This window comes from Paenalicyclobacillus cellulosilyticus (assembly GCF_014647315.1).
GTDB classification, from domain to species: Bacteria; Bacillota; Bacilli; order Alicyclobacillales; family Alicyclobacillaceae; genus Alicyclobacillus_J; species Alicyclobacillus_J cellulosilyticus.
In genome coordinates, this window is record NZ_BMOY01000013.1 from 47,015 (window position 1) to 59,772 (window position 12,758).

Consider the following 12,758-nt stretch of genomic DNA (forward strand, 5'->3'; position numbering starts at 1 on the left):
AATGAAAAATGGCGTTTGGAAAAAGACAAGCCTCGTGCTGGGGGCTGCGAGTGCTGCATCGCTCGTTGCAGGTCTCGCCATTCCTGCGATGAATGCTGCGGCCAAAAAGAAAGACGCGCAGGTCACCATTAACTTTGCCATGTGGGGACCGGTGAACCCGAAGTATAACTTCATTACAGCGTTTGAGCACAAGTATCCCAACATCCATGTGAACCTGACGGAGATCCCGGAAACGAACTATTCGCAAAAACTGAACACCATGGTCATGACCAACACGGCGCCGGACGTCATGTTGGTTTGGGAGGCGGACATCCGGAGGTTCGCCCAAAACGGGTACATCGACAAACTCGACAGCTACATCAAAAATGATAAGTCGTTGCAGCCGAGCAACTTTTTGCCCGCCTTCCGGCAACTGGATCAATTGAACGGCGGGACGTATGGTCTGCCTTGGTGCTACGCGACACATCTTTTGTTCTACAACGTGGATATGTTCAAAAAAGCGGGTGTCAAGTTCCCGAATGCCAACTGGACATGGCAAGATTATGAGAATGCGGCGAAAAAGCTGACCATCGTCAAGAACGGGCAGACCGTGCAATGGGGCTCGGCGCCGATTGGTTTCCCGGGCGTATGGTATTCGCTCATCGGTTCGGCGGGGGATCAGATTGTCAACAGCAAGGGTCAGCTTGTGATTGGCAACGGCGCCATTCGCGCCATGGAATGGCAGAACAAGCTGACCAACCAGTTGAAGGTGGAGCCGCAGCCGGCGGCCAAGAACAGCGCGGTCGATCTGTTTGCCGCGGGCAAGGCAGCGATGATTTTGAACGGCAGCTGGATGATCTCGCAATACAACAGCATCAAGAACTTCAAATGGGACATCGCGCCGCTGCCGCATGACAAAGTGAAGTACGACGATCTCCACACGGCGTTCTTTACGATTTACAGCAAGAGCGCGCACAAAGATGCGGCCTGGAAGTTTATCCAGTTCTGCATGAGCCCGGAAGGCCAGAAGTTGATTGAAGAAGGCACGAATAATCCTTCTGCGGAGCTCAGTCTCAGCAAGTACAACTGGTATAAGAATGCAGGGCCGAACGGGCCGACGAACTGGAATGCGTTCACCGAAGCTGGGAAGTACGCACGCCTGGGTTATGTGTTGCTCCCGCCCGGCTTGACGACGTACTTGACGAATGAATTCAATGCCTCGCTCTTGGGGCAGATTTCGCCGCAGCAAGTGGTGAAGCAAGGGCTGGCGCAAGCGAAACAGATGAATGGATAAACACCGCGGGCGTGGATGCCTCTCCGGAGCAGAAACGGCCATGACCCAGAGGCATTGGTTCTGGCCATGGCCGTTTCTCATCTTTGCATTGTGAACAGAGGCGAACGCGAATCCGGGAATCCGAACAATGCGGGTTCAAGGTTCGGAGGTGATTGCGATGGGTCAATCCGGGGCGCTCACCGCGGATCGACTGCGTCCACTGGTTGAATCGCATGGGCAACGAAAGAAAAAATGGAAGACCAATTTGGTGGCGTATGCGTTCTTATCACCATGGATCATTGGCTTCATTCTGTTTTCCGGTGTACCGATCCTCGCATCGTTCGTATTAAGCCTGACGCACTGGGACATGATCAGTCCGCCTCGTTTTGTCGGCTTGGAGAATTACCAACTTCTCTTCAGCCAGGATTCGGGCTTCTGGAAATCGCTGTACGTGACGCTTGAGTTCACCGTCTTGAGTGTCGTGGTCACCGTGATCTGGGCGTTGATCATGGCGCTTTTGTTGAACAAGCGGGTGAAGGGGATCGGGATATTTCAATTTTTTTACTTTGTGCCTGCGGTTTTACCAAGCGTGGCCATGGCCTTTGTCTTTCAGCTGATTTTTAACCAACAGATTGGGGTATTTAACTACATCTTGTCTTGGTTCGGGGTAAAAAACGGCCCCAACTGGTTGATGGATCAATCTTTGGTCATCCCCACGATTGTGTTTATTTCCATATACACGTACACGACGGGGCAAATGATGCTCATCTTCAACGCAAGTCTGAAGGAGGTACCCAAGGAGCTGTACGAAGCGGCGGAAATCGACGGGGCAAGCGCATGGCAGAAGTTTCGTCATGTCACGTTCCCGTCCATCTCACCGGTCTTGTTGTTTAACCTGGTGATGGCGACGGTCGGCACCTTGAACGGGTCGTTTTCATTGATTTACCCCCTCACGGGTGGCGGACCGGGGGACGCGACGAACGTGCTCAGTCTCGCGATCTTTACAAGCGCCTTCCAGAACTTCCAGATGGGATACGCATCCGCGTTGTCGACCATCTTGTTTATCTTGGTTGCCCTGATCTCCTATCTTCAGTTTGCACTGTCGAAGAGATGGGTTTCTTATGAAAGCTGAGAGGGGCCGTCGTTATGAACAAGAAGGTCATTGTCCAATCAGGCAATTACTTGCTGTTGTCTCTGGTCGCATTGATCATGTTCTTTCCGGTCATATGGATCATATCGTGTTCGTTAAAATCATTGAATGACATCAGCAGTTATCCGCCGCAGCTCATTCCGTTGCATCCGCAATTCAGCAACTACTTGCAGATTCTCAAAGGGAGCCATCTCCTGATTTATTTGCGGAATACATTGATCTTAATCGTCGGCAACACCGTGGGTACGCTCATTTCCAGCAGCATTGTGGCGTATCCGTTGGCCAGGATGGAGTTCACCGGGAAAAGAGTGGTCTTCGCGTTGATTTTGGCAACCATGATGGTGCCGAGCACCGCAACCATCATCCCTCAGTTCATCATGTTCGGGAAGTTTGGTTGGTTGAACACGTTGTACCCGTTGATTGTCCCGGCCTTCTTCGCCTATCCGTACAATGTGTTTTTGTTCAGGCAGTTTTATCGTACCATCCCTAAAAGCGTCGACGAAGCCGCGATGATTGACGGTTGTAATCATTGGCAGTTGTTTACCCGTATCATCGCGCCGTTGTCGAGGCCCATTTTCATTACCATCGGCGTGTTGTCATCCGTATTCTGGTGGAATGAGTTGTTCACGCCGTTGATCTACATTAACAATGAGTTGCTGAAACCGTTGACCGTCGGCGCGCTGACATATTTCACAACACAATTTACGACGTTGTACAACTTGGAGATGGCGATGGCGGTGTTTATGATTGTGCCACCCATGCTTTTGTATCTTTTTGCACAAAGGTATCTTGTCGAAGGTATTAAGACAACGGGTGGTAAAGGATGAATGGCCTGAATTGCATAAGATGGAAGGCTATACAATTTGAACAACTTGATTAAGGACGGTGATGCGACCGGTTGAAAGGGTAAGTGCGTACTCCGGTTGACGTGTATCATCGTGGTTATCGTTTGTTGAGGTGTGAGCGGTAAAAGGACTGGCGAAACTCCGTGGGTGTGATGTGCTCATGTAGCTTAAACAGCTTCATGAAGTATTTCTCATCGTTCATCCCCAGTTCCGCCGCAATCTCCTTGATCGTTTTATCCGTTTCACATAACAGTTTTTTCGCGCGGGCGATTTTCACCACATGGATGTATTCCACGGGACCAATGCCTAATTCTCGTTTGAATAGCCTTGACAGGTAGTCCCGGTTGTAGTGGAAGCGCTCCGCCAGCTCTGTGACGGTGATGGGTCGATCTGCATGCATGCGAATCCATTCCAACATGATATTGAATCGGCGATTGGGGCGAATGGGTTTTTGTTGTACCAGATACTGTTGCGAGATCTCAATCAGCAAGCAAGTCAACCAATAATTTGTGGCTTGCGCAGTGTAATAATGCGCATTGGCCACATCGAGCAGTTGATGAAACACTACATGCACCCGCTCAGGGCTTCTTGGGTGAAAGATTTCAGGGAGAATGATGAAGTTTGCAAGTCGATTGGATGGCTCATCAGAATGGGCGTGTGCGGTATGCCAATTCCATACGGACATAGGTGTTGACTGAATGTCGAAATCGTCTTGGCAGAGAAAGTGACACCAGAAAAATGAAAGGCCGGGTTCGCATGTCTTATAACCGCCATGAGTGTGATGAGGGAACAGTACTGCAGCGGTGCCAGGCCCGATGACATGTTCCACTCCGTCCTGATGAATGTACAGTTCGCCTTTGATGCCGAAGATGATCACGAACGTATCGAGGCAGCGGGTGGTGTGCGTCCAGGGTTCCTCAGTCATAAACTGTCCTGCTGATACAAATCGGAATGGTTGACGTGCAGACGCATAGAGGTGCAACATGTCGCTCACCCCCCGTCGTGGAACAGATTTCTTTGAACAGATTTCTTTGTTCCTTCTGTTCGAATCTATCTCCTTACATTCGTGTAAACCAGACAAATTCCTTCTTTTTGGCTGGATGAAGAAGTCGGTTCTGTCCACCCAAGCGCGCACCTCGCCACCGACAGGGGTCTGTACACCGTGTTATGTTCAAGTTGTTTCTTGCCCCTAAGAACGTCCCGGATTCAATAAGGGACAAGGCTGTGCCTCAGGTGAGCGATGGACGGCAGGGTTTTGGATTTCATTTGATGTCGACAGAGTGGAAGGTGGTTGTTCCGATGAAGCGTTTGCTCCCCGTTTCCTTGCAGAACGTACACCTGGAAGACGATTTCTGGGCGCCCCGGCAACAACTTGTACGCGATGTGGTGGTCCCCTACCAGTGGAAGGCCCTCAATGACGAGTTGCCGGATGTGGAACCCAGTCACACCGTCGCCAATCTCAAGATTGCGGCCGGCGAGATGGAAGGCACCTTTCACGGGATGGTGTTTCAGGACAGCGACCTCTACAAGTGGTTGGAAACAGTTGGTTACGTCCTCGCCATCCGGCCCAATCCTGAGCTCGAAGCGTTGGCGGATGGCGTAATTGACCTGCTGGCCCGGGCGCAACAGCCGGACGGCTACTTGAATTCCTACTTCACGGTGGCCAGGCCGGATGCCCGCTGGACCAACCTCCGGGACGATCACGAATTGTACTGCGCGGGCCACCTCATGGAGGCGGCGGTGGCGTACTACCAGGCGACCGGTAAACCAAAGATCCTGGACATCGTCCGGCGTCTGGCCGAACACATCGATCGCGTCCTCGGGCCGGAGCCGGGGAAGAAGCGTGGTTACTGCGGACATCCCGAGATTGAGCTGGCGTTGATGAAGCTCCACCGGCTCACCGGGGATGAACTGTACCTGCGGCTGGCGAAGTATTTTGTGGATGAACGCGGGCGCGAACCGTTGTACTTCGCGCTGGAGGCCGAAGCGCGCGGGGAAAAACGCGTTCGTCCCTACAATTTCAAGTACTCTCAGTCGCATCAGCCGGTGCGCGAGCAGACGAGTGCGGAAGGCCACGCGGTACGTGCGGTGTATCTCTACAGCGGCATGGCGGACGTGGCGGCGGAAACGGATGACGAGGCCTTGTTGGCGGCGTGCCGCAGGCTGTGGGAAGACATCGTCTCGCGGCGGATGTATGTCACGGGGGGCATCGGATCGTCTGCCTATGAAGAGGCGTTCACCGTGCCGTACGACCTGCCCAACGACCGGGCGTACGCGGAGACGTGCGCGGCCATTGGTCTCGTGTTTTTCTCGCACCGCATGTTGCAGCTTGAGGCGGACGCAAAGTACGCGGACGTGATGGAACGCGCGCTTTACAACGGCGTGCTCAGCGGGATGTCGCTCGACGGACAGCGCTACTTCTACGTCAATCCGCTTGAAGTGTGGCCGGAGGTCGCGGAACACCGTGAGGACATGCACGCGGTGCGCACCACGCGCCAGCCGTGGTTTGGCTGCGCATGTTGCCCGCCCAATATCGCGCGCCTCCTCGCTTCCCTGGGCGGTTACATCTACTCGGTGGATCCGGATACAAACACCGCGTTTGTGCATCTGTACATCGGCAGCCAGGCGGCCGTCTCGCTGGCCGGGCAGGATGTACGGCTCATCCAGCGTACAAGGTACCCGTGGGACGGCGAGGTGCAATTGCAGGTGTCGGCTTCTGCGCAGGCCGAGTTCGCCATCGCGTTGCGCGTCCCGGGCTGGGCGCGCCGTGTGGAGGTACGGGTCAACGGCCAGCCGGTCGCAAGCTCCTGGGAGAGCAAGGGATATGTATACATCCGCCGTGTCTGGCGTGACGGGGATACCGTGACGTTGTCCATCCCGATGCCGGTGGAGGAGGTGTTTGCCCATCCCGAGGTGCGGATGAATGCCGGGAAGCTGGCCTTGCAGCGCGGGCCCATTGTTTATTGTCTCGAAGAGGTGGACAACGGGCGCAACCTGCAATCCATTGTGATAAGGCCGGGTCAGACGTGGACGGCGCAATACGAGGAAGGATTGTTGGGTGGCGTCGTCACCCTGCAGGGCAGCGGCTGGCGCGACGTGATCCGTCCGCAGGGGGAGGCTGTCCCACGCGAATTCGGACACGGGCAACCTCTGTATGCCTTCCAGCGCTGCGCTCGGGAGGAAACCAAGGTAAAAGCCATCCCGTATTACGCCTGGTGCAATCGGACGCCCGGTGAGATGACGGTTTGGGTGCGGTATGAATCTTGAGCGGGCGTAACGTACGCCGCCACGTGGATGCGGCAAGTTGCCACGTTGTACACGATGCTTGAATCATCTTGTGTCACGCGTATGCTCGACAGATGCTCACATCTTCGACGCTGGATCACGCCCCGCGATCCACAAGGATGCGCGGGGCAACCTGTCTTCACCCGCGTTCCTCTCGCAGTTGGCTTGGCGGTGGGTTAAAATATTAGCCATCACATGTTTGATTGAGACTGTGGCTCACGCGGGAGGGGCAGCATGGACATCCATGTTTCGGAAGAATGGTTGCCGGTATTCGAGGCATTGGCAAGCCGGGTACGCCTGCAGATCATCCAAGCTTTGGCCGAGCAGCCGATGAACATCCGTGAGCTGGCAGAACGCTTGGGATTAAGCAGCGCCATCATGACGATGCACGTGCGCAAGCTGGAGACCGCAGGCATCATCCGGACGGAAATGATTCCCAGTCGGGGTGGCATACAAAAGCGTTGCATTTTAAACGTGGACACGATTCGCATTTCGTTTCCGAACAGCGCGGAGGAAGCACGGGAGTACTATCGTGTCGACGTACCGGTGGGGTACTACACCGACTTCGACGTCCAGCCCACCTGCGGTCTCGCGTCCGTGGAAAAGATCATCGGCCAGTTCGATGATCCCCGGTACTTTTCGGATCCGGAACGTGTGCGCGCAAACATCCTGTGGTTTGGCCAAGGGTACATCGAGTACAAATTCCCCAATCACATGCTGCCCAGCCAGGTGCTTGAAGAGATTGAGATCTCGCTGGAGATTGGATCGGAGGCGCCCAAGGCGAACGAAAACTGGCCTTCCGACATCACCTTTTACTTAAATGGTGTGCGGCTCGGGACGTGGACGAGCCCCGGCGATTTCGCCGACCGGCGCGGCACCTACACACCTGCTTGGTGGCCGGATGAGATTAATCAATACGGCTTGCTGAAAGTGTTGCGCATCAATCGTGAGGGGAGTTTCATCGACGGGATTCAGTTGTCTTCGGTGACGGTGGATGACTTGCCGTTGGGATTGCACTGGACGCTCAGGTTGTCCGTGGAGGAAGACGCACAGCATGTCGGTGGACTGACGATATATGGGGCTGGATTTGGGAATTATAACCAGGATATCGTGTTTAAGGCGTATTATAGTCAGAAGTCAGTACGGCAAACTCATCAGTCAGGGATAGTCATTGCGAGCTCTTGACGAAAATTCTTTGGTCATGTTAGTTATCGGAAAGTATACATTGGGTTAAATTGAAAAATACGTCCACAATTACATGATGTTGGATAATACATCCGCTTCAGCAAAACATAATTCTTGCATGGTGAGTATCTAGATTAAGGTTTAATGACGAGGATTCGGATAGAGTGTTAGTTTACTGCTTGAGGAGTCAGTATTATTTCTATATTGACATGCAAGATAACCCTATGTAAAATAACCACATAGAGAGATTAATTAATCAGTTATATTATTAACGATTGTTTGGGGGTATGTTATTGGGAACGATTGTTGAATGTGGGTGCAAATGAGGCCTTAAATAATTAAGGTGGTTTATGGAGGATGATCGAACGTGAAGATGAAAAAGGGACTTAGACAACAGATGAAATCGGCTTCATTATTGTTCGGAACCGCTGTGGTTACTGTGGGAATTGCCTCAGGATCTTCTGGTGTCCATGCCAATACCTTGAATTCGGGTGGAGTATGGACCCAGGTGGCTCAATTGGGATGGCCTGCTCCTCCGACTTGGCAGGGAAACCCTGCTGCCAATGGTGGTGTGGGTTATGATGCATGGGTATATTGTTTCGAGGGGTTGTTTCAATACGCGCGTCCGACAGGGAAGATTTACTATCGGATGGCTCAATCTGTGGATAACAGCAATCCAGCACAAACTGTTGTGCACTTGTATCACAACATTCGGTGGAGTGATGGAGCGCCATTTACATCGAAGGATGTGTGGGGGTTCTATATTTTGAATTGGGGTGCAGAGGTTACCAAGTATTTGAAATCAATAGAAACCCCTGATCCTTATACAGTGATTTTCAAATGGGCTAATCCAAAACTTGATCCTAAGTTCAAAATGTATTATTTGGCGGAAGATTATCAGTGGATCCCTTACCATTTGGCAAAGAAGTGGATTGATCAGGATGCTGCTCTCTTTGCAAAGCTTCAACCAGATACGAATCCTCATGATCAAGGACTTTACGCTTACCAATTAAAGCAGACACCTCAGTTTCTCTCAGCTACAGGTAAGGTCTGGCAAGATTTCAATTCACATTACCATCCGAAGACAACAATCTGCACTGGGCCGTATGTTGTAAGCAAAGTCACCTCATCTGATATGTACTTGAAACCGAACCCGTATTACTACAAGAAGTCGGCAATCAAGTTCAAAGAAATTCATTTGATGAATGTTCCTGACGGAACGCAACAGCTTGCGCTATTGCGATCTGGGAAGCTGTCATGGATGGATGCTACACCACCTAAGGACATCTTAACCAGCATTCTGGCATCCAATAAGAATTTAGTTCACTACATTTGGCCGGACAATGTGACAGTAGGGTTCGTGTTTAACCAAAGACATTCTCCGTTCCAAAATGAGACTTTTAGAAAGGCGATCGTTTATGCACTCGATAGAAAAAAGATTCGAGAGGTCGCTAACTACTACGGGATAGACACCGAATATGCTGGGTTAGGTATCCTACCGTGGCAAATTAATAAGTATATTACGAATGACGTATTGAAGAAATTTACTAAGTATCCATATGACCCAAAAAAGGCGGCTCGTCTCTTAGAGAGCATAGGATGGAAAAAGGGTCCTGACGGAATTTGGCGCGATCCGAATGGCAAGAGTTATAACTTTATCATTGCCGGTCCTTCCAATTGGGAACCGTATATTACACCGGCGGGTGAGTTGGTTGCTGAACAACTAACAGCGTTCGGTTTGCCAACACAGTTTAAGTCTGTCGATCAGAGTTTGTATTGGTCGAACGCCGTAAACGGAACATACGATATGGTGTTCGATTTTCCTGAGTGGGAATGGTTGATGGATCCTTGGTCTGCGATGATGACGTTGTATAATAATGGGCGACCCTTCCAGGAGGCGGGGCTACCAAAGGATCGCAAGGGAGTTGCGTTGTTTATTGCTAGTGGCTATGACGGTCAAAGCATAAACGTAAATCAACTACTTGCAAAGATGCCGTACATGACTGAATCGCAACGTCGCCATGCGATTGATGAAATTGCTTATGCGACCAATGAAAACGCTTGGTATGTAAATCTGTGGGGAAACACCGCCGGTGAATGGTTAAACACTGCCTATGTAAAGGGATTGCCTAAAGGATTACCGTGGCAGAATGCCTTTAGTAAGTACAATCGTAACCTCCCAATGCCGCCTGCGGACTTACTTCAGGACATTGCGGATATCAGCGAATGGTTTGCTGGCGGGCAGCACTTTGTCAATGGAAAGCTAGGCCCGAACTAACAGTTGGGATGTTCTTTTTTGGGTGGCTGGGGTCAATTCCCTGGCCACCAACATCCTATCGGCAAATGTATGTGATGGATAAATTGAGCAGAAAGCTCTGTCGGTAGAGATATACAATATTATTATTTCATTTTCTTTGGTGTTTATCAGGATGAAGCTAGGCTGGCAATTACAAATAAGATTTTGGGGTGATAGAGTTGTCGACCAGGGTGATTTTGAAAAGGTTGTTAATAGCGTTTATTACATTGATGCTCTCGGTGATTCTTTCCTTCTACATGTTGCACAAGACTCCTGGAAATGTATGGTTGGTACAGGCTCAGCAAATGGCTCAACAATTAGGTATATCTTTGCCGGAGGCTTATCGACGCATACAGTTGCTGTATCATATCAATCCTAACGAACCCTTATATAAGCAGTTTTTGAGTTATGTCCAAGGCTTATTGCATGGGAATCTCGGAACGTCGATGGTGAATCAGCAAGTGACAGTCAATCAAGTGATAGCGGCCGGCGTGCCGTGGACACTATTTGTGGCTAGTATTGCACTGTTAACGAGTTTTGTCATTGGGAACTGGATCGGTGTACGCATGGCTTGGAAACGCAACTCCTGGCTGGATCCCCTCATGACCGTTTTTAACGTTATTTCACATGCTGTTCCATCATTCATTATCGCACTGCTACTACTTGAGTTTTTTGCTCTCGATTTGCAATGGTTCCCGTTTAATGGAGCGTATGATACGTCGTTGACACCCGGATTCAATTGGCCATTTATTGGGAGTGTCCTACGCCATGCGTTTCTCCCTATATTGACTTACGTATTGGTGTTAATTGGTGGTCAAGCGATGAGCATGAAAAGCACATCTCTGGCAGTGATGAATGAAGACTATGTAACCGCCGCTATAGCGAGGGGATTGCGTGAACGTACAATTGTGAAGGATTACATTAGGAGAATTGCGATTCTGCCACAAGTGACTGGTCTTGCACTCGCGTTTGGGGGTATTCTGGGTGCATCGTCTCTCGTAGAAACACTGTTCAGTTATCCAGGCATAGGTCAGTACTTGGTTCAGGCAACGAATAATCGTGATTACACGGAATTACAGGGTTTGTTTCTGTTTCAGAGCTTTTGTCTCATTGTAGCCAATCTTATCGCCAATATTTTATATGCAAAGCTTGATCCCCGTGTGCGAATTGAGGAGTGACAACCTTGCGGACGATACGGGATTTTTTTTGGATCATTTGGTCAAATAAGAAGGCGTTTGTGGGATTTGTGATTCTCGTGTTCTTCATTTTGATGGCAACGGTGGGACCCCGTATATTTCCATTCAATACGACTGTCAATTTCTCTGCCAGATATCAACCTCCTTCTTGGCATCACTGGTTAGGAACTGATTATGCTGGACGGGACATTTGGACAGAAATTGTATACGGTTCCAGAGATGTTCTGTTGGTTGCCTTTTGGACCGCCGTAATTACTTTATTCATCGGAACTTTGGTGGGAATGCTTGCGGGATTGATTGGTGGCTTTGTGGACCAAGTGATCGTTGCTCTGATCAATCTGATACTTACAATACCCGGATTCTCTCTGAGCTTGATATTGGCTGCTGTATTTTCCATACAGAATGCAGTTGAATTCGGATTGTTATTATCAATTACTGCCTGGGCACCCCTGGCATTGGGAGTAAGATCCCAGGTGCTCTCTCTTCGGGAGCGTGAGTTCGTGACAATAGCTAGGATTATGGGGATGAGCAAATTTCACATCATTTTTAAGGAACTAATGCCTAATGTCATCTCATTCCTGACAGTCAGTTTTATAGGAGTTGGATCGGGAGCTATCCAGGCGAGCGTTGGAATTATGCTATTGGGTTTGGCGCCGTTCTCAGCGACGAACTGGGGCGAAATGCTGACTATGGCTGTGCAAGGAACCGGCGGGGTTTTCAATCCTCGTGGCGTTTACTATCTCATTTCACCGATTGTCTGTATGAGTTTATTTACACTGGGTTGCTTCCTGTTTGCGAATGGAATCGATGACTTTTTCAATCCACGCCTGAGACGTCAATGACGAGGGAGAGGGAAGTGTGAAAGCCATCATTCAAATAAAGGATCTCTCCATTGACTACGTGACGCGATACGGGACGACCCATGCGGTCAATAACGTATCATTTGACATACCAGAAGGGAAGGTAACAGCGCTGGTCGGCGAAAGTGGTTGTGGGAAAACCACGCTTGCAACAGCGATTCTTGGTATATGTTCGGGTGTTATCTCGCAGGGGCAAATTGTCTACAATGGGCGAGATATATTGAGTTTTTCAAAAGAGGAACTCAGGCAATTTCGTTGGCAAGAGGTTTCCATGGTCTTTCAGGCCGCGCAGAGCGCTCTTAATCCTGTCATGAAAATCAAGGATCAGTTCATTCAGACGGTGCGAGAACACAGGGATGTATCAGTTGCGGAGATTATTAAAAGGACGCGTGAGCTATTGGAATATGTTCGCCTCGATCCGGATCTTGTTCTTCGGTCATATCCCCATGAGTTAAGTGGGGGTATGAAGCAAAGAGTGATGATTGCGCTAAGTCTTATCTTAGACCCCAAAGTGGTGATCTTGGATGAGCCAACAACTGCGTTAGACGTGATCACCCAAAGTTACATCTTTGAAATCTTAGCGAAGATCAATCGGGATTTTGGTACCACAATGCTATTGTGTTTTAGCCATCTCTAAATGGCTGAAAGCTGACGTTATTGCCTGTCCGAAAATTGCTGAGTAAAATGAC

Annotated in this window: 10 protein-coding genes; 9 read left to right on the top strand and 1 reads right to left on the bottom strand. The window is 50.2% G+C overall.

Annotated features, from left to right (window positions below; genetic code table 11):
- The first annotated feature begins 1 nt into the window (after position 1).
- The 3 genes from IEX97_RS05765 to IEX97_RS05775 all read left to right on the top strand — a co-directional run bounded on the left by IEX97_RS05765 (position 2) and on the right by IEX97_RS05775 (position 3,229).
- A complete protein-coding gene (locus IEX97_RS05765) occupies positions 2-1,273 on the top strand; it encodes an ABC transporter substrate-binding protein (protein ID WP_188881673.1) in 1,272 nt (423 codons plus the stop codon).
- A 157-nt stretch (positions 1,274-1,430) separates the two neighbouring features.
- Positions 1,431-2,384: a carbohydrate ABC transporter permease gene (locus tag IEX97_RS05770; RefSeq protein ID WP_188881674.1), complete on the top strand. Its 954-nt coding sequence runs from the start codon at positions 1,431-1,433 to the stop codon at positions 2,382-2,384.
- Between the two features lie 14 nt (positions 2,385-2,398).
- Entirely contained in the window at positions 2,399-3,229 is an 831-nt protein-coding gene (locus IEX97_RS05775) for a carbohydrate ABC transporter permease (protein ID WP_188881675.1), read from the top strand.
- A gap of 115 nt (positions 3,230-3,344) precedes the next feature.
- Here IEX97_RS05775 and IEX97_RS05780 read toward each other — a convergent pair whose 3' ends face one another.
- Positions 3,345-4,232 carry a helix-turn-helix transcriptional regulator gene (locus IEX97_RS05780; RefSeq protein ID WP_188881676.1) on the bottom strand — a complete coding sequence of 296 codons (888 nt, stop codon included), beginning with the start codon at positions 4,230-4,232 and terminating at the stop codon, positions 3,345-3,347.
- 314 nt (positions 4,233-4,546) lie between these two features.
- On the opposite strand from IEX97_RS05780, the gene IEX97_RS05785 reads away from it, so the two are divergent.
- The 6 genes from IEX97_RS05785 to IEX97_RS05810 all read left to right on the top strand — a co-directional run bounded on the left by IEX97_RS05785 (position 4,547) and on the right by IEX97_RS05810 (position 12,706).
- Positions 4,547-6,514: a glycoside hydrolase family 127 protein gene (locus IEX97_RS05785; protein WP_188881678.1), complete on the top strand. Its 1,968-nt coding sequence runs from the start codon at positions 4,547-4,549 to the stop codon at positions 6,512-6,514.
- Between the two features lie 252 nt (positions 6,515-6,766).
- On the top strand, positions 6,767-7,717 hold the full coding sequence (locus IEX97_RS05790; protein ID WP_188881680.1) for an ArsR/SmtB family transcription factor: 951 nt from the start codon (positions 6,767-6,769) through the stop codon (positions 7,715-7,717).
- Between the two features lie 373 nt (positions 7,718-8,090).
- Positions 8,091-9,995, top strand: a complete 1,905-nt coding sequence (locus tag IEX97_RS05795) for an ABC transporter substrate-binding protein (protein WP_229776477.1) — start codon at positions 8,091-8,093, stop codon at positions 9,993-9,995.
- Positions 9,996-10,192: 197 nt separating this feature from the next.
- On the top strand, positions 10,193-11,191 hold the full coding sequence (locus IEX97_RS05800; protein ID WP_188881683.1) for an ABC transporter permease: 999 nt from the start codon (positions 10,193-10,195) through the stop codon (positions 11,189-11,191).
- A gap of 5 nt (positions 11,192-11,196) precedes the next feature.
- Positions 11,197-12,051 (top strand): ABC transporter permease, encoded by an 855-nt coding sequence (locus IEX97_RS05805; protein ID WP_188881685.1) that lies wholly within the window; start codon positions 11,197-11,199, stop codon positions 12,049-12,051.
- Positions 12,052-12,067: 16 nt separating this feature from the next.
- Positions 12,068-12,706: an ABC transporter ATP-binding protein gene (locus IEX97_RS05810; protein ID WP_188881686.1), complete on the top strand. Its 639-nt coding sequence runs from the start codon at positions 12,068-12,070 to the stop codon at positions 12,704-12,706.
- Positions 12,707-12,758: the final 52 nt, after the last annotated feature.

Bases quoted from the DNA above. Each gene is read 5' to 3' on its own strand.
- IEX97_RS05790 (WP_188881680.1), top strand. From the start codon at position 6,767: ATGGACATCCATGTTTCGGAAGAATGGTTGCCGGTATTCGAGGCATTG.
- IEX97_RS05780 (WP_188881676.1), bottom strand. From the start codon at position 4,232: ATGTTGCACCTCTATGCGTCTGCACGTCAACCATTCCGATTTGTATCA.
- IEX97_RS05770 (WP_188881674.1), top strand. From the start codon at position 1,431: ATGGGTCAATCCGGGGCGCTCACCGCGGATCGACTGCGTCCACTGGTT.
- IEX97_RS05765 (WP_188881673.1), top strand. From the start codon at position 2: ATGAAAAATGGCGTTTGGAAAAAGACAAGCCTCGTGCTGGGGGCTGCG.
- IEX97_RS05775 (WP_188881675.1), top strand. From the start codon at position 2,399: ATGAACAAGAAGGTCATTGTCCAATCAGGCAATTACTTGCTGTTGTCT.
- IEX97_RS05785 (WP_188881678.1), top strand. From the start codon at position 4,547: ATGAAGCGTTTGCTCCCCGTTTCCTTGCAGAACGTACACCTGGAAGAC.
- IEX97_RS05795 (WP_229776477.1), top strand. From the start codon at position 8,091: ATGAAAAAGGGACTTAGACAACAGATGAAATCGGCTTCATTATTGTTC.